This window comes from Bacillus sp. DX3.1 (genome assembly GCF_030292155.1).
Taxonomy (GTDB): Bacteria; Bacillota; Bacilli; order Bacillales; family Bacillaceae_G; genus Bacillus_A.
Window position 1 is genome coordinate 2395055 of sequence record NZ_CP128153.1, and the last position, 22701, is coordinate 2417755.

Genomic DNA, 22701 nt, shown 5'->3' on the forward strand with positions numbered 1-22701 from the left:
TAAAGGGAATGAAATGAATGGGGAGGGAATAGATACAGTGAAAACACTATTAAAAACACTAGGGGTACTTGCTGGCATGGTCGCATTAGGTGTAGCACTGACTTATGGCATGTTACATTTTTTCGATTATAAAAAATCAACTACTAAAAAAACGTCATCCTTATCTTCAGCAGCAGTTTTAGCGAATAGTGAGGTGAAAGCTGAGGATGCGAAGATGATGGACAATGGTAATTACTCATTGCCAAATAGTGAGTTTAATACAAACTTTACTTGGAAGGATACAGAGGTGCAAATCGCATTACACGAGATGGCACATCAAAAAGTAAAGGCGGATCAAAAGTGGGGATTTATTATGATTACACAAGAGCGTATCGAGAGTTTATTAGGTATTGTTAAAACTAGTAATATGAATCATAAAAATACATACATGGAAATATTAGAACGATGGAAGCAAGGGAAATATGAGACTGTTGATGATGATCATAATGCGATATGGAAACTACAAAGTGGAAACCTAGGAGAAGGGAAAGGCGTTATGTCACCAGAAGAACAGAAAGAGTTGGTTCAGAAAGTGTTTATGCAAAAAGAGACATTTTCCGGGAGTACATTAATAGCGGGTGTTGAACAAGTTGAAAAATGATATATATAGAAATTAAATTAATCATTTGACATATGAAATATATAAGGAAGTGCTTTTTCAGATGGATGAGAAAAAAGGAACCTATACGGAAATATTCGAGATGTCTATCATCAGCTGCAAAAGAATTTAGATAAAGAAATAGAAGAATATGATATAAGCTATGTACAATTTGGCGTTATTCAAGTACTTGCGAAGTCTGGAAAAGTATCAATGTCTAGACTAATTGAAAATATGGGGTGTGTCCCAAGTAATATGACGACGATGATTCAAAGGATGAAGAGAGACGGTTATGTTGCAACGCAAAAAAATCCAAATGATCAACGAGAAACACTTGTGTTTTTAACGGAAAAGGGAGAACAAGCGAGAGAACAAGTAGATGTAAAATATGCAGTTTTTTTACAGGAAAACTTTAGTGTATTCACTGAAGAAGAAGAGCAACAACTACAAAAATTATTACAAAAGTGGAAGCGTCAGTCAAACTCATTCTGATATAAAAGTAAAAGTAAAAGTGTAATAGTCCGTTACCTTTTTAATTCAGATTCAAAATTCAGTTATTTATGAAAAATGATATGATAATATAAATGGTAAGGGAGGGATATGCAATGATGCCAATCATATTATCAATTATTCTTATTATGAGCCTCATAATTTCAATATATTTTATCTATAATAAAAGAAAAAAAGCAGGAATAACGGGATTAAAAAGCGCTTTAACCTCCATTTGTTGCTTGCTTATTGCAATTTTAAATCTATTGGCATATTGGCTCAGCTTTGTAGGCATTTTAAGTTGGTTATTGTCAATAAGTTTACTGCTAGTAGGCGCTTATTTTACAAAATATATTCCGATATCTAAGAAGGTACATTAATGAAATAGAGGAAACGTTGGATATGTAACATACATATTATCAAATTCAGTTTAATAATGTAAGCTCCATCATATAAAGGGGCTAGTCTAAAAGATCGCTATTCAATGATTTTTTAGACTAGCCTCTTTTATATTTAAATAGTTAAATGACGTTTTTGTAAGTTTCATTCATAAATTGTAAGGGAAATCGATGTAAAAAAACGAAAATGAATTTTAAAATTTAAATAGAAGTTACGGAAAGCAGAGGTGAAATGAGTGAATCAAGCAAACTTTTCGACCAATTCCATTATTCTTTTTGATGGCGTTTGTAATTTATGTAACTTTTGGGTGCAGTTTGTTATTGAAAGGGATCCGAAAGCAGTATTTAAGTTTGCTCCGTTACAATCAGAAATAGCGAAAAGTTTAATCATGAAATATGGAAAAGAATACAAAAGAGAAGACTCTATCATTTTATTTGAGGAAGGAAAACTTTATACAAAATCAACAGCAGTTTTAAAAATTCTTCGGAAGTTGAGAGGACCAATAAAAGTATTATACATATTTATTTTTATCCCAAAATTTATTCGAGATAAGATATACGATATTGTTGCTCGAAACCGGTATCGTTGGTTTGGGAAACAGAAATCTTGTATGATTTCAACGCAGGGTGTACAGAATCGTTTTTTGGAAGAGGATATCTAAATGAAAGAAGGGATTCGAATGGAAAAAAGGATTATAAGAATAAAGCTGAAAAAGAGTGTAATTACATCTTTTAGGTGGTTTTTAGCAATTATGTTTATCATATATGGCATTGCAAAAATTTATCCAGGTCAATTCTCAACTGGAGATTTTATTTTTGATTCAACAAAGGATTCACCGATGAAATTAGCATGGTATTTCTTTGGGTATTCTAATTTTTATAATTTATTTATTGCTTTTGGTGAGTTAACAGCTGCACTTTTATTACTTATCCCACGAACAGCAACAGTAGGGAATATCATTTACTTGCCGATTACTGTTAATATTACAGTTTTAAATTACTGTTTTGATATCCCAGCACTTCCTATCAGTATTATGTTAACGTCATTAAGTATTTTATTACTTTTACTTGAGTATTCAAAATTGAAAAGAGTGTTTTTTGAAAACGGAGTTGTAGATAAGCAGAGAGATACAGAAGAAAGGTGGATGAATGTAAGATGACAATCTTTAATATAATTCTTTTATTCGTTATTTTTGTGATTTCTTGTTGTTATTACTTTTTTATAGATAAGAAAAGTGAATAATAGAAAATGTGAAAATAGAGGGAGTTATATACAGACTCTCTCTATTTTTAATGTGAACATATTCATATTTGTTAAAAAGAATCTACAATCGCCTTTAATTGCTTAATAAACATCTGTGTAGATGCACTCATATATTTATCTTTTCTATAAATAACGCCAATTTCTACGATTGGAGTAGGATTCGTAATTTTTATTGCTTGAATACGATCGTGGTTTAGAAAGTCTATATATGGTTTAGGTAAGACTGTAATTCCCATTCCTTTTGAAACCATGTGAATTAGTGATTCCATTGTACTTATTTCTAATATTGGCTTTGGTGTAAATCCGAAATTTTGACAATGTGTTGAAATAAGCTGTGTTAAAAAGAAATTTTTTGGTAGGAGTACAACGGGATATCTTTGCAATACTTCCATCATCACAGTAGTGTGTTGTGCTAATTCGTGACCAAATGGAACCACTAAAGTAAGTTCATTTTGATAAAGCGGTTTGTGTATACTCCAATAATCACTATTCGTATTGGGAAAAAGAATTAAATCGAAAGCTTACATACGGTGCTTTTGGTGAAAATATGACAGTGCACGAAATGCTTGAAGGGGATATATGTATAGGGGATATTTTTCAAATTGGTGAAGCTGTGGTGCAAGTAAGTCAGCCAAGGCAGCCTTGTTTTAAATTGGCAGAGAAGTATGATATTCCGCAATTACCACTTTACTTTCAAAACACGGGATATACGGGGTTTTATTTTCGTGTTTTGAAAGAGGGGTGGGTATCACCAACAGATACTCTTATACAACTTGAGTCACATAGTAATGGAATAACAATTGCTTTTGCAAACTGTATGATGCATAAAGAGAAACGTAACTTTGAAGGAGTACGGAGAATTTTAGAAGTAGAGGCACTTTCAGCAAGTTGGAGAAAAACATTTGAAAAACGATTGGAAGGGCAAGAAGTAGATTCGAAAGCACGATTAGAAGGAATTAGTGAATAATGGATACATAGATGGTTTACATGGTAATGGAGTTCAGCTCATTGTATAAATCATCAGTCGATAATAATGGGGAATGAAGAAAAAGGTGTTTTTGAAGGAGCTATTTAGCTACTTTAGGAACACTTTTTTTATAACGAAAATATAGCTCTTTTCCCATATAGATCACCATCTTGGAATGGAAGTCACTTTTAATCCTAAGTTACAAATGTTAAGAGTGACTTTCATGCATCTACCTGGATGGATTCGTGCAAAATATATTTGTAGTGAAAAATAAAATTTTGGATAAATATCGGCTGTTTGTAAGAAGAAAGATAAATAGCATAGTTCTCATACCAAAATTTTGTTTATAAAGGTACGTTTAGGAGGAAATGAAGATGAAAATTGGGTTGATTGGTTTAGGGAAAATGGGATTAAATTTAGGACAAAATTTAATTGATAAAAACTATGAAGTAGTGGCGTTTGATTTGAATGTAGATGCTGTGAAAGAAATAAAAGAATATGGAGCGGAAGGTACATCCAGTCTCAGTGAACTTATCCAATCATTAGAAAAACCGAGAGTGCTTTGGATTATGGTTCCACATGCGGTTGTAGATTCTGTTATTAGTGACATTACACCACACTTAAGTGAAGGAGATATTGTAATTGAAGCGGGGAATTCGCATTATAAAGAATCGACACGTCGCTACAATGAGCTCAAGGAATCTGGCGTGCATTTTATGGACGCTGGAACATCTGGTGGAACAGAAGGGGCACGTCATGGAGCTTGTTATATGATTGGTGGAGATCCCGAAGCCTGGGACATCGTAGAACCTGTGTTTCGAGATACAGCGGTAGAAAATGGATATTTATATGCTGGAAAAGCAGGAAGTGGTCATTTTTTAAAGATGGTTCATAATGGAATTGAATATGGAATGATGGCTGCAATTGGTGAAGGTTTTGAAGTATTAGAGAAAAGTGAATTTGATTATGACTATGAAAAAGTAGCAAAAGTGTGGAATAATGGTTCTGTTATTCGTTCATGGCTTATGGATTTAACGGAACGTGCATTCTCAAAAGATGCAAAATTAGATGAAATTAAAGGGATTATGCATTCTTCTGGTGAAGGGAAATGGACGGTTGAAACGGCTCTTGATTTACAAGCAGCGACTCCAGTTATTGCTTTGTCCTTATTAATGCGATATCGTTCATTAGAAAATGATACCTTTACAGGTAAAGTAGTAGCGGCACTGCGTAATGAATTTGGTGGACATGCGGTAGAAAAAAGCGAAAAAAACTAAATCGTCATCATGATTGAAAAGATTTTCTAGTATGAAAGCAAAATAAACAACCCTGTTCACATGAGAACAGGGTTGTTTATTTATTATTTAAATTTAAATTCCCTTCAAAAGAAGAACACGTGCTGGAGAAGCATCTGTCCCAACTAATTTTAATGGTGCTGCCACCATAAAATAATGGCCCGCGGGTACGTTTTTTAAACGTAATCCTTCAATGACGATAATATTCGCACCGAATAACGCTTTATGAGTAGGGTGTCCTGGTTGATTGCGTTCAACGCCAAGAGCATCAATGCCAACGCCTCTAATTTTACGTGCTGCTAGATAATGGGCGCCATCTTCTTTTAAAAAAATAAATTCATAATTAAAGTCATCTTCAAAAGAATTACGGGTTTGAAATAAAATAAAATCATTTTCTTGAATATCAAGTTTTTCTAAATCTGTTTTTGAAATCCCATCTTCAACGGTTGTTAGGTCAAAAATTTTAGCAGGTCCAACTAATTTCTCTAACGGAATACTTTCAAACGTTTCTCCTTCATTGATCATATGTAAAGGTGCATCAATATGCGTACCTGTATGGGCGTCTAATGCGATACGTGACTCGGTCACATGTGCATTTGTTGTCCTTGAAAACTTTGGTTGTTTTTCAGGTTTATTTTTATAAACGGTCATTCCTTCAAAAACAGGTGCTGTTATATCATATATTTCCATTCGTATTTTCTCCTTTTAAATGAGCAGTTACCGTTGGCCACCAATGAAAACCATCGTTTTCTAGTAAAGCATCTGATTCTTTAGGGCCCATTGATCCCGACTCATAGTTAGGAAAATGTTTAGCACTTTTGTTATTCCAAACATTTGAGATAACATCAACAAATTGCCAAGAAAGGGATACCTCATCCCAATGTGTAAAGTTAGTTGAATCACCACGCATACAATCATAAAGAAGAACTTCGTATGCTTCAGGTGTGTTCATTTTATCCGTACAATTATTACAATAACTTAATTGAATGGGTGTCGAAGCAATTCCGCTCTCCGCTTTTTTTGCATTTAAATATAGTGTGATTCCTTCTTCGGGCTGAATGTGAATTACCAGCAAATTAGGGTGAACTTTGTTTTCATTATTAAAATATAGGTTCATTGGTAAGTCTTTAAATTGTATAACGATTTCAGTGCATTTTTCCTGCATTCGTTTTCCTGTTCGAATATAGAAAGGGACTCCTGACCACCTGAAATCTTCAATCATTAGCTTTCCAGCAACAAATGTTTCTGTGTTCGATTCTGGATCTACTGCATTTTCTTCACGATAGCCGATTACTTTGTTTTCATCTACAATACCTGGTCCATACTGTCCACGGATAAAATCACGATCCACTGCATCTTCTGAAAGAGGTTTTAACGCACGAAGGACTTTTACCTTTTCACTTCTGATTTCCTCTGCGGTCAGTTTAATTGGCGGTTCCATTGCAAGGAGAGCTACCATTTGTAACACATGATTTTGCACCATGTCACGTAGTGCCCCTGAATCTTCGTAATAGCGCCCACGATCTTCTACTCCTAATACTTCACTTGAAGTGATTTGGATGTTAGCAATATATTGATTGTTCCAAAGAGGTTCGAAAATAGCATTCGCAAAGCGAATAACTTTAATATTTTGAACCATCTCTTTTCCTAAATAGTGATCAATACGATAAATTTCGTCTTCTGTGAAGGCGTGGCGAATTTGATTATTTAACACTTGTGCGGATTCATAATCATGGCCAAATGGTTTTTCAATGACTAAGCGAATCCAGCCTTCCGTAGAAGTTAATCCTTCTGATTTTAAATGAGTAGCAATTGTACCGAAGAAATCAGGAGCCATCGCTAAATAAAACATACGATTTCCTTCTGTATGATAACTTCCATCAAGAGTAGTTAACAAATTTTTAAGCTCCTGATAAGAAGATATATTTGTGACATCGAAAGGATGATAATAGAAATGTGAAGCAAATGTATCGTGGCTCATATCCTCTTTGTGGAAGTCACGAATAGACGTTTTTACGTTTTCACGAAACTCGTCATTCGATAAAGGTCTCCTCGCTACGCCAACTACGGCAAAGTCTTCAGAGATTTTCCCTTTTCGAAAGAGTCTGTAAAGGGAAGGGAATAATTTGCGCTTCGCTAAATCACCTGTTGCACCAAAAATAACGATAATACATTTAGGAGTATGAATTTTCATGGTTAAATAGCCCTCACTTTATCCGAAATTAATTCCCACTTAGTATGTTAATTATTTAATAATACATGTAAGAGCAACATGAAATAATTTTATAACTTATACAAACAGGCATACAGAATTTCAGTCTAAATAACATTTGAAAGGACAATTCATAAGATCAGGGGCCTGCTGGATAGTTCATACAGTGTAGTTGACTTTCTTTGCACCAAAAATAATAACAGCAGGAGCTGATATCATTACTATACTTGGAGCAGCTGGAGACATGTCAATCAAGGGTGCGGTAGACTTAATAGCTGATGAAGAAGCTGATAAGTTGGTAAATAAAATTCTTAAATCGAAGAAAGTTTTTATTTGAAGGAGTCATTTAAATCCTAATATCATCTTATTATAATTTTTTAAAAATTCGCTAAACTTTTAAAAAATACACCCTTTTGGTATATTTTATGATACTATGTTGAATTGTAAGAATTATTCTTTCATTTATAGATTATGGAATATGACTAAATTATGAGAGATAAATTAATGGAGGACCAACATGGGGAACTTTACTCTTTCTGAAAGTTTTATTTTGGAAGAACCAAAAAAGGAACAGTTATATCAATTATTCGAAGATGTATTTGGCATTCCTGTTCAAACGCTACAAAATTTTGAGGCAAGGGGATTTTGGGATTGTACATATAGACCTTTTGCATATTTGAAAGATGAGCAAGTAATTGCAAATGTGTCGATGTTTTCGCTTCCGATGCTTGTGAATGGAGAGCGGATAAAGGCCGCTGGAATTCAATCTGTCATGACGCATCCGGATTATCAGAGAAAAGGTTTGATGAAACAAATTTTCAACGAAGTGTTAAAAGAAGTAGATAAACAATATGAATGTGCTGTGCTATTTACTGAATACCCAGAGTTATACACACCATTTGGTTTTCGCGTTGTACAAGAACATCTGATGACATTATCATATGAAGATATTCAAAATAAAACGACGTCTCTACGAAAATTAGATTTCTATGATGAAACAGATATGCAGTTAGTGAAGGGAATCTTAGAAAACGGACAATCGCTTTCTCAAGAATTTACAACCTTAAATTACCAACCTTCTTTTTATTTTAATATGTATGATGCGAGATGGAATGATAAGCTATATTATTCAGAGAAGTTGGATACGGTTATTGTATATGAAGTGAAAGATCAAGTGTTGAAACTATTTGGTGTTTTTGCACCTATTATTCCAATATTAGATGAAGTGTGTGCCGAAATACATGAATCATTTGTAGAGATTAAGTTTTACTTTTATCCCGATGAGTTAGGGGTTGAAGATGCAAAGCATAAAGAGTATCAATCTAAAAAGCATTTGATGATTCGCGGGGACGATAATATTGAGTTTAAAGGATATAAGTTCCCAATTCTTGCTGAGTTTTAAATGAAAAAATATATGTAGAAAGCAGCTTGTGAAAGCTGCTTTTTTTGTTTGTAAGCAGGAAATAATTGATGAATGGAGAAGAAGTGTTGGATATATGGAATTTGAAGAGCAATCCTACTAGTCAACTACCCACCACTTAAACGCTAACGCGTTTTGAAGTGGGGGCTTGTAAAAAGCCCTGGTTGTCTAGCCTCAGCCTTTTGTAGACTACGTTCGTAGGTTGCATACCCAAGAATAATTCCCTAGTTCTTGGCTCTATGATGGCTCTGTAACAGTTCTGGTTGGGAAGGAACGGTCAACCACAAGCCTTCTTTCATAAAAAGTTGCTAACACCTACAAACATTGGCGAAGGGAAACAAACTCTTAGGAGGGACAAAGCATGCGTGTATTTGTCAAGAATTTACGAGGAGAACCGCTCATGCCTTGCAGTACTCGTAAGGCACGGCTTCTTCTCAAACAAGGGAAAGCAAAAATTATAGGTTACACACCGTTTACCATTCAATTGCAATATGTGACTGGTGAAACAGTACAACCTGTTACAATCGGTGTCGATAGCGGTGCAAAATATGTGGGAATCGCAATTACAACAGAGGAAAAAGTACTAATCAAAGGAACCATTGAATTACGTCAGGATGTCAAAGAAAATCTCACGCTTAGAGCCACACTACGTAGAAGCAGAAGACAACGTAAAACTCGCTACCGAAAAGCACGCTTTCTGAATCGAAAAAAGAAAGAGGGCTGGCTTCCACCATCGATTCAAAGCCGAACTGATAACATCATTCATTGGATTGAAACATTCAAATTACTATTACCTTCTCCAAAAGTCATTGTAGAAGTTGGCAAGTTTGATGCCCAAAAACTAAAGAACCCTGATATACAAGGGAAAGCGTATCAACAAGGAGACGCATTTGGCTTTTGGAATACAAGATACTATGTGTTTGCGAGAGACCATTATACGTGTCAAATCTGTAAGAAAAAAGGTGGCGTTTTGCATACGCACCATGTGATTGAGCGATGTAATGGCGGTTCAGATATGGCAGATAACCTCGCGACAGTACATGAAGACTGTCATCGAAAATTCCATCAAGGGAAAATTAAGCACGTTTTTAAGGAACCAAAACAGTATAAAGAGACCGCCTTTATGAATATTTTGCGGCTTCAAATCATGAAGCGTTTAGAATGTGAGATTACGTATGGAAGTTGCACAACACCGAAGCGAAAAGAATTAGGATTATCGAAAACTCATGTGAATGATGCGATTGCGATTACCAATCTGAAACAATTACAAGAATATCAGCAAAGTGGTGAGTTTCGCATCAAACAATTTAGAAAGAAAAAGCGTTCTCTTCATGAAGCAACTGCAAGAAAAGGAAGAAAAACGAAAAATAGAACAGCGAAAAGAAATAATAAAAATACACCGTATGTAGGCACAATGTATCTAGGTGATAAGGTGAAAGCGTTTGGACAAATAGGATTTGTGACAGGATTTACAGGGAAGATGGTGTATGTGCAAGATTTGGACGGCCATTATATACAAAATCCTGCTAAATCTTATAAACAAGTGAATATATCGGATATTGAATGTATGCACCACAATCATAATTGGTTATTCTTACAAGTCAGTTAGGCGATGCCTAACCGAAATTCATCCCCACCTTATCGCTTGGCTATCGCCCGTCACGCGCTTGAAGATGGGGACTTCTTTCGGGAAATACGTTAAATGGAGGCACTATGAAAACATCTTACATACCAAATTATACACAGCAACTTACCATCATGAATGAACCTAAACATTGGGACGTGAAAGAAAGTACTCTTATTGTCCATTCAAAAGAAGAGACTGATTTTTGGTTAAAGACACATTACGGCTTTGAAGTGATGAACGGTCATGTGTTTTACGAGGAAATTTCTACGGACTTTGAAGCAAAGGTTTTGTTAAGTATGAATCCAAAATCAACATACGATCAAGCTGGTCTGTTTATCATGGTATCTCAAGAATGTTGGCTAAAAACATCTCTTGAATATATACCGAATGGATCGTCTCATTTAGGAGCTGTTGTGACGAATGCTGGATATTCAGATTGGTCAACACGAAATTTTCCGAATGAACTTGTTACTCAAAAATTACATTTTCGTGTTATTCGAAAGAATGGTGATTATACTATCTATGTAAAAACAGAACAATTGCACAATGAATGGGAACAGATTCGAATTGCGCATCTCATTGAAGATTATGGTAATAGACCTATAAAAGTAGGGTTTTATACATGTAGCCCAACAAAAAATAACGGTTTTGAAACGACTTTTTATGATTTTTCTATTGAAATCAAATAGACTATCTCATCAATCTTATTACTTTTAGCAATCTATATAATCATTTTTTATGAAAAACCGCATTTTGAAATAAAAGAATGCGGTTTTATACATATGATAGTAAAGCACATTTATTGACGAAAATATTGAGGATGGTTATCATTTAATAATGTTAAATATTAATATGTGGAATAGAATAAAATCATGATGAGAATGTTTCATGAATGAATAAAAAGGAGGAAGATTTTTAATTTACATATGACAAATACATAAGAAAAGGAGACAATGTATGAAATCATTTCGCAAATTGTTACAGTATTTAAAACCATACATGTTCTTCGCTATAATCGGACCACTGTTTATGGTACTTGAGGTTGCGATGGATTTAATTCAGCCAACCATTATGCAGCATATCATTGATGTTGGCATCGCAAATCAAGATTTGAATTATGTGATCAAAATGGGACTTCTAATGATTGGAGCAGCAGCGCTAGGATTGATTGGTGGACTTGGGTGCATGATGTATTCCACGAAAGCTGCCGTTAACTTTGCGACAGACATAAGAAAAGAAGTCTTTACAAAAATCGAGACGTTTTCTGGAAAGAACCGTGATACGTTTGGAACAGGAAAATTGCTTACAATCGTGACAAATGATGTTACGTCCATTCAAGCTGCAATGACAATGACACTGCGCGTTCTTGTTCGTGGACCTTTATTATTTATAGGAAGTATTGTGATTGTATTTGTAACAGCAAGGGACTTATTTTCTATTTTACTTGTGGTAGTACCTATTTTATTAGTAGCAATTGTTCTCATTGCCGGTCAAGCGAGTGGGTCCTTTAAGAGGGTGCAAGAAGCGCTAGATAAAGTAAATACAAAGCTACAAGAAAACTTATCTGGTGTGCGTGTGGTAAAGGCGTATGTAAGACAAAATCATGAAATTTCCCAATTTGAAAAAGTTAATAAAAACTTAACAGGAATCAACATTCATGCGGTGCAAATTATTTCATTGATGATGCCAATCATTATGCTTGTCGTAAATGGTGGTATTGTAGCCACATTATGGATAGGCGGCGTAAAACTCTTTAACGGAACGCTTCAAGTTGGTGCGATTTTAGCATTTATTAACTATTTAAATATTATTTTAATGTCACTCATGTCCATCAGTATGGTATTTATCCAAATTGCTCGTGCTTTCCCATCTGCTGATCGTGTACAAAATGTACTGGAAACAGAAGTGGATATTACAAATGAAGTAGAAGCGTATAAACCAGAGCAAATGAACGGAAAAGTTGAATTTAAAAATGTAAGTTACAGCTACAGTAAAAATGATGAGTACGTTCTAAAGAACATTTCATTTACCGCAAGGGAAGGTGAAAAAATAGGCATCATCGGTTCTACAGGAAGCGGGAAGTCTACAATGGTTAAATTGCTTCCACGCCTGTATGACGTTGATCATGGCGATATTTTTATTGATAGTGTAAATGTGAAAGAGTACGATTTACAAACATTGCGTTCCTCGATTGGGTTCGTACCACAAAAGGCTTTATTATTCTCAGGAAGTATAGAAGAGAATATGCGATATGGAAAAGAAGAGGCTACGCTTGGTGAAATTGAAACAGCAGCTGAAGCAGCATGTGCGATGGAATTTATTGAAAAGCTTGAAGATACATACCAGTATAATTTAACGCAAGGTGCAACGAATCTTTCCGGTGGACAAAAACAGCGTCTTTCTATCGCAAGAGCACTTGTACGAAAACCATCTATTCTTGTTTTAGATGACTCTACATCGGCAGTAGATGCAAATTCAGAAGCAATTATCCAAGGAGCATTGAAAGAGGAATATACAGGAACGACAACATTTCTGATTGCCTCTAAAATTTCATCGATTTTGGATGCAGATCAAATTCTCGTTCTTGATAACGGTGAGCTAGTTGGAGCTGGCAAGCATGAAGAACTTTTAGAAACTTGCAGTGTGTACCAAGAAATTTATCTTTCCCAAGGTGGAAGTTTGCATCGAGAAGGGGGAAGAGAACATGCGTAATTTTCAAGGACAGTTTGGAAATAAAAACGGACGTAACAATTCAAGAACAGGAAAAACAAAAGATACAAAAGGAACAGTAATGCGGGTTTGGAACTATATGGGTTACCAAAAAGCAGCACTTATTTTTGTTATTGTTCTTGTATTTGTAACGACGCTACTTGGGTTACTTGGTCCTTATTATATGGGAGTTATTATTGACGAGTACATTGTACCAAGAGACTTAAATGGAACGGCAAGAATGTGTATGCTGCTCATTGGTATCTACGGTGTTACAGTATTATTAACGTGGTTACAAACGTACGTAATGGTAAACGTTGCATTAAAAACGATACAAAAAATACGACAAGACATTTTTGAGAAAATCCAAACTCTTTCTCTTCGTTTTTTTGATGTTCGCTCACAAGGAGACTTAATGAGCCGTGTGACAAATGATATTGACAGTTTAAATCAAGCGCTGACGCAAAGTGTTGTGCAAATTATTTCTTCCGCTTTAACATTTGTCGGTGTAACAATTGCGATGTTTTCATTAGATTGGATTTTAGCAATCGTAACATTAATTACGGTACCGATTATGTTTATCGTTACGAAAAAATTAGTTGCGTATAGTAGTAAAAACTTTGCGAAGCGGCAAAAAGATTTAGGAGAATTGAACGGTTTTATTGAAGAAGCCATTACAGGTGCAGATGTCATAACGTTATATGGAAAAGAAAAAGAGACTGTAAATAAGTTTCATGCAATTAATGAACAGCTGAGAAGCTCTGCAACGAAGGCAGATACATTTTCTGCCTTTATTTTCCCAAGTATGAACTTTATTAATAACTTAGGAATGGGACTTGTAATTGGAACAGGTGCAGTTATGGTGTTAAACGGTATGACAACGGTTGGGGTCATTGCTGCATTTATTAACTATTCTCGTCAATTTTCAAGACCACTTAGCCAATTTGCAACGCTTATGAATACAATTCAAGCAGCGGTTGCTGGTGGAGAGCGTGTTTTTGAAATTATGGATGAAGTACCAGAAATTCAAAACAAAAAAGCTGCGGTTGTAGCGGAGAAAATGCAAGGAAATGTTGCGTTTCAACATGTATCTTTTGGGTATACGAAAGAAAAAGAAATTTTAAAAGATGTAAACTTACATGCAAGTCCAGGAGAAACCATTGCGCTTGTTGGACCAACTGGTTCAGGAAAAACAACAGTTATTAATTTATTAACACGTTTTTATGATATTCAAAAAGGACAAATTATGATTGATGGGAAAGACATAAAAGATTACGAGGTTAGCTCGTTACGAAGTAAAATCGGCGTAGTCCTGCAGGATACGTACTTGTTCGCTGGAACGATTATGGATAACATTCGTTATGGCCGATTAGAGGCGACAGATGAAGAAGTAATTGCTGCAGCGAAAGCGGCTTCTGCTCACTCCTTTATTAAACATTTGCCAAAGCAATATGAAACAAAGATTGCTTCAGAAGGATCTAATTTAAGCCAAGGACAAAAGCAATTACTTGCGATTGCAAGAGCCATTTTAGCGGATGCAGATATACTGATTCTTGATGAGGCAACTTCTAACATTGATACGAGAACAGAGCTGCAAATTCAAGCGGGATTAAACAACTTAATGAAGGGCCGTACAAGCTTTGTCATTGCCCACCGTTTAAAAACGATTGAAAAAGCAGATCAAATTCTTGTCATTCAAAATGGAGAAATTATTGAGAGAGGAAATCATGAATCTCTTATGGAGAACAATGGTTTTTATTACGGTCTGTATACAAGTCAATTTAAGATTTAAGGAAGAGAGGTCTTGTGATCTCTCTTTTTTTATTCCACATTAATGGGTAGTAAAAAATCTGATTGGTGGGGAAAATGATGAGTAGGGATGAAGAATCCCCACTGATGTAAGTTTCACTTTATCATTTTACATTATCTATTCTATCTTTTGATGTTAATTCTTTATTTGTTTCATTTACATTTTTTATATGTGTAAAATCCGTATGTTCTTCCGAGAATTCTGTTGCATATCTGTTATGATTAAGGGTTGAAAATTCTGCTTTTTCAGTAGTATGATTTAAAACAAGCTTCTTCATATAAATATGAAACAGTATTTCAACTACTCCAATGATTGCTGCTGAAAAGAATGCTTCTGCTGCAATGTTACGAGTTGTGTCTATTAGCAGATAGTTTAAAAACCAAATCCCTAAAAAGCTCATCCCAAAGTCTGTGATTGTTGCAATAGCATTTCCATACTGAGGTAAGATAAACAGGTCGCCAACTACATACGCTGCGCCTGTAATTAATAATGAAATTACCAATATTCTCGGAATGGTTGCATCTCCCAAAATACCTAAAATAAAAAGTAATACGGCACTAATTGCAGTGTACTTAATTAATAGTGCAACAAGATGATTCATTATTGTCCCTCCATTTTAACTCATGTCATTTTACTTATGATTTCATTTTTTCATTTCCTTATTAGACTGTCTGAATGTATGTGAAGAATTCAGGGAATTGTATCCAAAACTTTAATAACTCAGTTTTTTTTCATGTCATAAGCATTTATTCTTCTTCAGCAGAATTTACATTCCGATTTTCAAACTATTTCCGGATATGCACTCATACTTTTGATTGATGTAACTGTTAAGGAAAAAAGGTATTCTATCTTTACATCCATGATTATAAAGGAGTGAGTTGTTTTGTCGCTTAGTGAAATGATTAGAAAAGAAATTCTAAGCTGGGAAGGTGTGTCTGAAAAGCCGCATCGATTTGGTGGGATTGAATTGAATTATAAAAATAAAGAACTAGGTCATCTTCACGGAGATACGTTAGCTGATCTTCCATTTCCAAAATCAACAAGGGATGAAATAATAAAACAAGGATTAGCCCAACCACATCATGTATTACCTGATTCGGGATGGATTAGTTATCATATGAAAAGTGAAGCTGATCTTCCTTTGCTCATTCAACTTTTTCGTATGCAATATGATAGATTCGTAAAAAAATTAGAAAAAAGATGAAGTTGATACTTCACTTAGATACAAAAGAACTAGGTATATATACCTAGTTCTTTTGTGAATTATAGAGGATTTCTTACTATTTTGGAGTAACTAACTTTATTTTAAAACGACAGCTGTCGATAATGGGAATTATGTGAACTACAAAACCCTCCATTTGAAAATAATGAAGGGTTTAATCATGAAGTATTCTTACTTAAATACAAATATTTATATCCCCGTCTCAAATTTCTGCAGAAAGCAAAGAAGTTAGGTGGGGGAGGAAGAAAACCCCCACTTATTAAAGTTTCACTTTATTTCTCTAACATTTCTAGAGGAACATCTTTTTCCCCTAATACCTCGAATTCAATTTCTCCGTTCTCTTGGTAAATTCTTTTAATTATCGGTATAGTTATCATGTGAGTTTTTTTCTGCTTTCGTTTTCTAGCAGCTTCTAGATCAATCACGTTCATGTTTTAGCATCCTTTCTGAATATGGTTATAAACAAAAGAAAATGCGTCCATAAAGGGCGCGCTTCTTCGATCTGCAATACCGATAAATAGTATGAAAAATCCTAAGTCCAGGTAATAATTATCTGACTATATTAATCTTATAATTTCATTCGGGAAATGAAATGGTGTATCGTTGTTGATTATCACGTAGAAATTAACTTTACCAAAAAATAAAACGAAGTGCTACAAAAATTTCAATAGTTCTTTTTATTGTAGGAAAAAATTCCTTCCTTAGTATATAATTGTAAGTAGATATACATAATCAACTTTCTCATCAATTATGATTTTCTATGAAAATTTGTTGGAAAGGTGATGAACAAAATGAGTGATATAGAAATGCTTTTGTTAGAATTAGAAAAACATGGAGATGATTATGATCGAACAAAGGAAAAACGTGAAGATAGGCTACGAAATATCTCGCGTGAAATGGGACAATTTTTATCTATCTTAGTAAAGGGTTGTAACGCACAAAGAGTATTAGAAGTAGGTACATCAAACGGTTTCTCTACATTATGGCTTGCCCATGCAGTGCAAGAAACAAATGGTATCGTAACAACCATTGAAATTTCTACTGAACGCGTTTCACAAGCGCTTGAAAATTTTAGAAAAGCAAATCTCATGAATCGAATTGATATTCATAACCAAGAAGCTAGCGCGTTTTTAGATGCACAAATTGATTGTTCATTTGATTTTATTTTCTTAGACTCAGAGCGGACGCAGTATATGTGGTGGTGGGAAAATATAAAGCGTATTTTAGAACCAGCAGGATTTCTTGTAATTGATAATGCAACTTCACATGCGGAAGAATTAAAAAACTTTATTCAGCTAATTGAAGAAGATTCTAAATATGAAACAGTATTACTTGCGTTTAATAGTGGTGCTTTCGTTGTTCGGAAAAGAGAAGAATCGGCCTTGAGCACGTAGCCTTCTAGGTCTTAAGTCTGAGGAAAATTATGTGTAGAACAGGTATACTTATGATAAGAAACAGGGAATGACTGCATTAACTGGGGATTTTAATGAAAGTTGATATATTCAAAACAGATTTTGAGCATTGAATCCTCTAACATGGTTGTTCCATTTTGAATATATTAGATAGAATATATAAGATACGAAATATAGTGCATATAATTTCGCACATATAAATAAAGGAGCGATTTTGTTGACTGAATTACAAAAAAAAGAAACCGTATCCGGATCACAAGATAATCTGCAAGTTGTAGTGGATACAGTAATTAAAGATGAAGAACTTGTAGAACTGAATAAAGAAGCTGATTTATATGTACAAAAGTTAAATAGTGAACAAAACATGGATCTTTCGAAAGTATTATCACAGCTTGGTGATTTAGGGGATAAAGAACAGCGCGATGCAGGGCAGACATTGTCAGCATTAAAGAGACCGGTTACAGCAATGATGAACGGGAAAAATGAAGATATTCCAAATACATTATTGGATTTGCGTAAAGTTGTATCAGAGTTAGATCCAAACTCGTTAAAAACAACGGGAATGAAGAAGATTATGTATAAAGTGTTTAAGAAAAATCCGATGGAAACATACGTCCATAAATATCAATCCATCGATAAGCAAATTGAAGAAATTATTCGATCGTTACTTGTTGGCCGTGATAATCTACAAGAAGATACCGTGGGCTTAGAAATGTTAAAAGAGCAATCGTATGCTAAAATTCATGGGCTAGATAAACAAGTATATCTTGGAAGAAAACTTGCTGGGATGCTTGAGGTTGAAAAGCAAAATCCAGAGCGCCAAAAAGATATTCCGTTAATAAACGATGCATTAGAAAAAATTCTTGTACGTACGCGCAACATGCAGCAAGCAAAAAGCGTCTTATTACAATCCATTGCATCTGTTGATATCATTAAGAAAAATAATGAAAAGTTATCAGAAGCGATTCGTAATGCGATTACAATGACACAAAACGTTGTGACTGTTTCTGCCGCAATTCAGCTTGCATTAACGAATCAACGTAAAACAATTGATGCGGTTAATGCTACAAATGAAGCAATTGAATCTATGGTGTTAAGTAACTCACAAGCTTTGAAACAAAATACAGAAGAAACAACAAAATTGCTTGAAAATCCAGCAATTGGTATGGATAAGCTTCGTGAATCATTCCAAAACGTTTTTGCAGCAATTGAAGCATCTGAAAAATCATCAGAGCGTATCATCGAGTCTAGTAAAAAGTTTGTAATCGAACTTGATACATTTAACGATGAAATGAAGCAGAAGCTCATTCGGCGTCCAACGAAATAATGGATGATTAGAGGAGGTGAAGATATGGGTTTCTTTGAATTTATTTTAATGCTTGTCGGAATCGTGCTTTTAGTAGGATTCACAGCAGTGGTTTTACTTGTTTACTTCGGACGAAAATTCTTTTTATCATGGACGAAGCCGTATAAACGAGCGAACGAATCAATTGAGAAATTGTCAAACAAATCAACGCCATTTTTACAAGAATTTACGCAACACCCCCTATATTATCGCTGGATACGTACGGAAGGAAAAAAGGAACAAAAAGCATTTAATACTCTTTTCTGTGCGGCGGACCAACGAACAAGGGAACAAGTTTTCTCAATGCTGCCGAAAGAAAAACAGAAAAAAGTGCATGCTGTTGCAAAAACGACAAAGCAGATTACAAACGAAGATATTGACGTAGCAGCGATGAAAGTAAAAGACTTTTTACGACAAGAGTCACAACAATCATCGAAGCCGACGGATCTGTCGTTCTACAAATTGTACTTTTATGATCGTTACCCCGATGCATTAAAAACAATCGAAGCGTACAAACGATCAGTCAATCCTTCGTTACAAAAAACGATTAATGATATTACAATTTCTGTATTAAATGCGATTCCGTATTATCAAGAACACCGCATGTTTGAACAACAACACAAACTGGAAACGTTCTTAATGAAAGATTTGACGGACATGTTGTCGTTAATCGCACAACTGCCGCCATCACAGCGCCCAGAAAAGGAAGAAGAACTAACGGTCTACTTACAAAACTTCAAAAAAGAAATGGAAGAAGTAGAACGTAACATTCGCGATTCTATCGATCACGATTTGAATGTGAAGATGAGAGCGGCGAAGAAGAAGTTTAAAAGTTGAAAGAAGCTGCCCTAAAAGGTCAATGAAAGTTACCTTTTAGAAGGCAGCTTCTTCTTTTGGTGTTTTCTCTTTCTGTAATTTCAATATAATCCATCTATCTCCAAGAAACGGTAAGTTATGAATATGTATATTGTAAATATTTCTAAATGGTGTCTACTCTTACTTTTTTGTAAGCGGTTACAACTAAACGTAAACTGTTCTTATTTGTATAAAATTGATGTAGTAAATATTTTACATATATTTTCTGTAAATTAAATGGTAAAATATAGAATGTTATATTGGGATTTTTAAATGCTAATCGGAGAGTGATTATAATTTGTATATTTAAAATGGGGTACTTAAAATGAAAAAACATTTTGAGGAAAACAGTAATAAAGAGAATGAGAGTTTTAAGCAAGCGCTAATTGTTATCATATTATTTGTTGTAGAAATAACACTTCTTTGTACAATGATCTATTGTACAAGTGAAGATTATGAAGAGAAAAGCACTAATCATATAAAAAATGAAGAACAGAGCGCGCAAGAAAATTCTAGCGGAATACAAGATAACAACACTAACAATGAAACCAATGAAACAAAGATGGACGAAAGTAAAAATGAAACGAATAATAGTTTGGATGATAACGAGAATATAGATGATAATACGATAAAAGTAGAGACGACTGAATCAAACCTAGCTTTTATTGGGAGAGATATTTTCTATCAGTATGTATTGAAAATGTCTAGCAAAGAAGATGGAAATGAAAAATGGCAAGGCTCAGCTCAAGTAGTTGATCAAATGTTAGTAACAGAAAAAGAAAACAATTATTCTGTAGCAATAAAATTTAAAGTTGACTCTTTACAAGAAAAAAATAAGTACCATGCAGAGTGGGATGCAACTGACAATGAAGGAGAAATTACAGACAATCAATGGATTATAAAATTTAATAAAGTAAATCCGTATACTTACACATTTTTGAGTAAAGAAAAGGCACCCGCTACATTAAAATGGGAGAATGGTCTAAATGATAGTGAAATAGAAAATATAAAGATAAAGAAACATGACAAAAATTATATGATTGAGAATTCAATTCTGAAAGTTACGTATGACGGAAAGAAACCGTTTAGAAAAGTCCCTGTTGATATTGATCAATTCATGCGTGAAGATGGACGAGTAAATGAAGATGAATTACAAGAAGGAAGCTATTATATTACACCAGCAAAGACTGCTTTTGTACATGGTGGTCATCATAGCCCAGTAAAAGTTACTATGTCTGATGATGAAGGAAAGACATGGGAGACTGTAACAGTGGGGGATGATATTGATAACCGGAGACTTAGTTTTATTGGGTTCACCTCAAAAGAGAATGGTTATATCGTTATAACTGGTGATAGAACGATGAGCTTTGAAACGAATATTGTATATCAAACAACTAATGGTGGGAAATCATGGATGAAAATGGGAAGTACATATGATCTTACACAATTTTTTGCGACGGGAGTAAGTTTTGCTACTGATCAAATTGGATTTATTACATTTAAGGATTCAGGTGGAGATCCTGATGTTTATCGTACAGAAGATGGCGGGAAAACATGGGCTAAGTTAGATATTAAATTGCCAAATAAATACCATAGTATTTTTACATCTGTAATGCCTCCTACTTTTGCTGGATCAAAAGGTACGTTACTCGTATCACAAGAAGAGGGAAGAATGGATCGAGAAGGAAAGATGGCGAGATTTGTATCAGAAGATTTTGGTGCTACATGGACATTTGAAAAAGTAGTAAATATCTCTTATGAAAAATAGATCAAAATAAGGAGAGCATCGTATTGTGCTAATGATTATTTTTATGTTTCTCGCATTATTATTATTTATTATCCCAATTGAGAGGATTTGGAAAAGTTTTTTACAAGAAGGAGAGATTACCTCAAGTGTATTCCAAGTTAAGAAATTGGAATTTATATCTATTTGCATAAGCTATTTTATATTATGGCTAGGCATAATGGGAAATCTAAGCGACGTACAAGCAGGACAGCCTTTACACAAATATGAATATAATGACCTTATGCAAGATCAATATGCTTCTTTAGCTTCAGATCATATTTTTATTGTCGTTTTGTTGTTCATTTTAGGTGGTTTTTCATATTGGAAATTAAGTTCAGATATAGAAAAGCTTTCGCCTGTTATGTATATTGTTTATAGTTCGTTATTGATCTTAAATGTTATATTTACAGTGGTTTATATAACACATACGGGTATTGCTGTTTTTGCAGAACTTCTAAGGTTCAGATATATTTCAGTCTTGTTTATTCAAGCGAGCACTCTCTCAATCAGTTTATTATTCATATCTAAATTAAAAGATTCCTTGAATTATTTTATTCAGTGTCAGAAAAACAGAGACTATAAACAGGAAAATATGTTTATGATGTTTTTATACCGTATTTCTTTTGGATATCAAAAGATGTCGAGAATTTGGATGGTTAGTTTATTTCCTATTTTATTGATTATTCAATTCATATTAGTACTTTTTGGACAAAGGCCAGATAGTTTTATTCGAGTGTTTTTTGAAACGAGCAGTTTTAATTATTCGAAAATTGCTGCGCCTAGTCCCGAAATTCTTCATGGTGATGGGCATTACTTGTGTACGGTCTCTGTAAAAGGACATAAAAAAATTGTTAAACCTCTTAGAGCAGGTATTAGGCACGGAGAAAGAATTACTGTAAATCGGCAGCTATTAGTTGCGAACGCTTTTGAAAATATTATTGAGGAACGTGCTCCAAAATGTCATAAAGTCATTCGGGATTTTTACGATAAATACGGCTATCCAATTAGTCAGCATATAAATACAAAGTGGTCAGCCGATTTCATTTATATCATAATGAAGCCGTTAGAATGGTTTTTCTTACTTGTATTGTATACAGTAGATAAAAATCCTGAAAATAGAATTCATATTCAATATAGTGAACTGAGAAAATAGTACTTGGCTTATATATAAATACAAATGAAAAAACCGACATAAAACCCTTCTTTTTAGGTGAGAGAGAGCATCCGGCCATGCATAGAAGCGGTTAGATCCT

General features: G+C 34.3%; 21 protein-coding genes and 3 pseudogenes. 19 read left to right on the forward strand and 5 right to left on the reverse strand.

The annotated features are described in order from the left end of the window. The first annotated feature begins 37 nt into the window (after window positions 1-37). The 5 genes from QRE67_RS11730 to QRE67_RS11750 all read left to right on the forward strand — a co-directional run bounded on the left by QRE67_RS11730 (window position 38) and on the right by QRE67_RS11750 (window position 2684). Window positions 38-640, forward strand: a complete 603-nt coding sequence (locus QRE67_RS11730) for a PRK06770 family protein (protein ID WP_286124997.1) — start codon at window positions 38-40, stop codon at window positions 638-640. 93 nt (window positions 641-733) lie between these two features. After that, the gene (locus QRE67_RS11735; protein WP_286125265.1) at window positions 734-1129 is read left to right on the forward strand and encodes a MarR family winged helix-turn-helix transcriptional regulator; all 396 of its coding nucleotides are present in this window, start codon (window positions 734-736) and stop codon (window positions 1127-1129) included. A 113-nt stretch (window positions 1130-1242) separates the two neighbouring features. Then, the gene (locus tag QRE67_RS11740) at window positions 1243-1506 is read left to right on the forward strand and encodes a hypothetical protein (protein ID WP_286124998.1); all 264 of its coding nucleotides are present in this window, start codon (window positions 1243-1245) and stop codon (window positions 1504-1506) included. A 254-nt stretch (window positions 1507-1760) separates the two neighbouring features. Continuing rightward, window positions 1761-2186: a thiol-disulfide oxidoreductase DCC family protein gene (locus tag QRE67_RS11745; protein ID WP_286124999.1), complete on the forward strand. Its 426-nt coding sequence runs from the start codon at window positions 1761-1763 to the stop codon at window positions 2184-2186. Further along, on the forward strand, window positions 2187-2684 hold the full coding sequence (locus tag QRE67_RS11750) for a hypothetical protein (RefSeq protein ID WP_286125000.1): 498 nt from the start codon (window positions 2187-2189) through the stop codon (window positions 2682-2684). A gap of 154 nt (window positions 2685-2838) precedes the next feature. Here QRE67_RS11750 and QRE67_RS11755 read toward each other — a convergent pair. Continuing rightward, window positions 2839-3252 (reverse strand): annotated as a pseudogene (locus QRE67_RS11755) (LysR family transcriptional regulator substrate-binding protein); the annotation flags it as partial. Here QRE67_RS11755 and QRE67_RS11760 point away from each other — a divergent pair. Together QRE67_RS11760 and gnd are read left to right on the forward strand one after the other, a co-directional pair. Then, window positions 3243-3755 (forward strand): annotated as a pseudogene (locus QRE67_RS11760) (MOSC domain-containing protein); the annotation flags it as partial. The pseudogenes QRE67_RS11755 and QRE67_RS11760 overlap by 10 nt on opposite strands. Before the next feature lie 374 nt (window positions 3756-4129). Next, window positions 4130-5032 (forward strand): phosphogluconate dehydrogenase (NAD(+)-dependent, decarboxylating), encoded by a 903-nt coding sequence (gene gnd / locus QRE67_RS11765; protein WP_286125001.1) that lies wholly within the window; start codon window positions 4130-4132, stop codon window positions 5030-5032. Between the two features lie 93 nt (window positions 5033-5125). Here the strand turns inward: gnd and QRE67_RS11770 are convergent, their stop codons facing one another. Both QRE67_RS11770 and zwf read right to left on the reverse strand, forming a co-directional pair. After that, on the reverse strand, window positions 5126-5740 hold the full coding sequence (locus tag QRE67_RS11770; protein WP_286125002.1) for a cyclase family protein: 615 nt from the start codon (window positions 5738-5740) through the stop codon (window positions 5126-5128). Beyond that, on the reverse strand, window positions 5727-7244 hold the full coding sequence (gene zwf, locus QRE67_RS11775) for a glucose-6-phosphate dehydrogenase (protein ID WP_286125003.1): 1518 nt from the start codon (window positions 7242-7244) through the stop codon (window positions 5727-5729). Before zwf ends, QRE67_RS11770 begins: the two co-directional genes overlap by 14 nt. Before the next feature lie 208 nt (window positions 7245-7452). Here zwf and QRE67_RS28875 point away from each other — a divergent pair. The 6 genes and pseudogenes from QRE67_RS28875 to QRE67_RS11800 form a co-directional block, all read left to right on the forward strand. After that, window positions 7453-7575 (forward strand): annotated as a pseudogene (locus tag QRE67_RS28875) (hypothetical protein); the annotation flags it as partial. 204 nt (window positions 7576-7779) lie between these two features. After that, window positions 7780-8664 (forward strand): GNAT family N-acetyltransferase, encoded by an 885-nt coding sequence (locus QRE67_RS11780; RefSeq protein ID WP_286125004.1) that lies wholly within the window; start codon window positions 7780-7782, stop codon window positions 8662-8664. 379 nt (window positions 8665-9043) lie between these two features. Then, window positions 9044-10291 (forward strand): RNA-guided endonuclease IscB, encoded by a 1248-nt coding sequence (iscB, locus tag QRE67_RS11785; protein ID WP_286125005.1) that lies wholly within the window; start codon window positions 9044-9046, stop codon window positions 10289-10291. Window positions 10292-10395: 104 nt separating this feature from the next. Next, the gene (locus tag QRE67_RS11790) at window positions 10396-10998 is read left to right on the forward strand and encodes a DUF1349 domain-containing protein (RefSeq protein ID WP_286125006.1); all 603 of its coding nucleotides are present in this window, start codon (window positions 10396-10398) and stop codon (window positions 10996-10998) included. A 268-nt stretch (window positions 10999-11266) separates the two neighbouring features. Continuing rightward, on the forward strand, window positions 11267-13021 hold the full coding sequence (locus tag QRE67_RS11795) for an ABC transporter ATP-binding protein (protein WP_286125007.1): 1755 nt from the start codon (window positions 11267-11269) through the stop codon (window positions 13019-13021). After that, a complete protein-coding gene (locus QRE67_RS11800; protein WP_286125008.1) occupies window positions 13014-14810 on the forward strand; it encodes an ABC transporter ATP-binding protein in 1797 nt (598 codons plus the stop codon). The genes QRE67_RS11795 and QRE67_RS11800 overlap by 8 nt, the downstream gene beginning before the upstream one ends. Window positions 14811-14931: 121 nt before the next feature. Here the strand turns inward: QRE67_RS11800 and QRE67_RS11805 are convergent, their stop codons facing one another. Continuing rightward, window positions 14932-15429 (reverse strand): YndM family protein, encoded by a 498-nt coding sequence (locus tag QRE67_RS11805; RefSeq protein WP_286125009.1) that lies wholly within the window; start codon window positions 15427-15429, stop codon window positions 14932-14934. A 282-nt stretch (window positions 15430-15711) separates the two neighbouring features. On the opposite strand from QRE67_RS11805, the gene QRE67_RS11810 reads away from it, so the two are divergent. After that, the gene (locus QRE67_RS11810; protein ID WP_286125010.1) at window positions 15712-16032 is read left to right on the forward strand and encodes a luciferase domain-containing protein; all 321 of its coding nucleotides are present in this window, start codon (window positions 15712-15714) and stop codon (window positions 16030-16032) included. A gap of 290 nt (window positions 16033-16322) precedes the next feature. Here QRE67_RS11810 and QRE67_RS11815 read toward each other — a convergent pair whose 3' ends face one another. After that, window positions 16323-16481 carry a hypothetical protein gene (locus QRE67_RS11815; RefSeq protein ID WP_286125011.1) on the reverse strand — a complete coding sequence of 53 codons (159 nt, stop codon included), beginning with the start codon at window positions 16479-16481 and terminating at the stop codon, window positions 16323-16325. Between the two features lie 360 nt (window positions 16482-16841). Between QRE67_RS11815 and QRE67_RS11820 the strand changes: the two genes are divergently transcribed. The 5 genes from QRE67_RS11820 to QRE67_RS11840 all read left to right on the forward strand — a co-directional run bounded on the left by QRE67_RS11820 (window position 16842) and on the right by QRE67_RS11840 (window position 22601). Further along, on the forward strand, window positions 16842-17444 hold the full coding sequence (locus tag QRE67_RS11820) for an O-methyltransferase (RefSeq protein ID WP_483298676.1): 603 nt from the start codon (window positions 16842-16844) through the stop codon (window positions 17442-17444). Window positions 17445-17679: 235 nt separating this feature from the next. After that, window positions 17680-18789, forward strand: a complete 1110-nt coding sequence (locus tag QRE67_RS11825) for a toxic anion resistance protein (RefSeq protein ID WP_286125013.1) — start codon at window positions 17680-17682, stop codon at window positions 18787-18789. 24 nt (window positions 18790-18813) lie between these two features. Further along, on the forward strand, window positions 18814-19644 hold the full coding sequence (locus QRE67_RS11830; protein WP_286125014.1) for a DUF3974 domain-containing protein: 831 nt from the start codon (window positions 18814-18816) through the stop codon (window positions 19642-19644). Between the two features lie 343 nt (window positions 19645-19987). Next, on the forward strand, window positions 19988-21430 hold the full coding sequence (locus QRE67_RS11835; protein WP_286125015.1) for a WD40/YVTN/BNR-like repeat-containing protein: 1443 nt from the start codon (window positions 19988-19990) through the stop codon (window positions 21428-21430). 31 nt (window positions 21431-21461) lie between these two features. After that, window positions 21462-22601: a DUF6688 domain-containing protein gene (locus QRE67_RS11840; RefSeq protein ID WP_286125266.1), complete on the forward strand. Its 1140-nt coding sequence runs from the start codon at window positions 21462-21464 to the stop codon at window positions 22599-22601. Window positions 22602-22701: the final 100 nt, after the last annotated feature.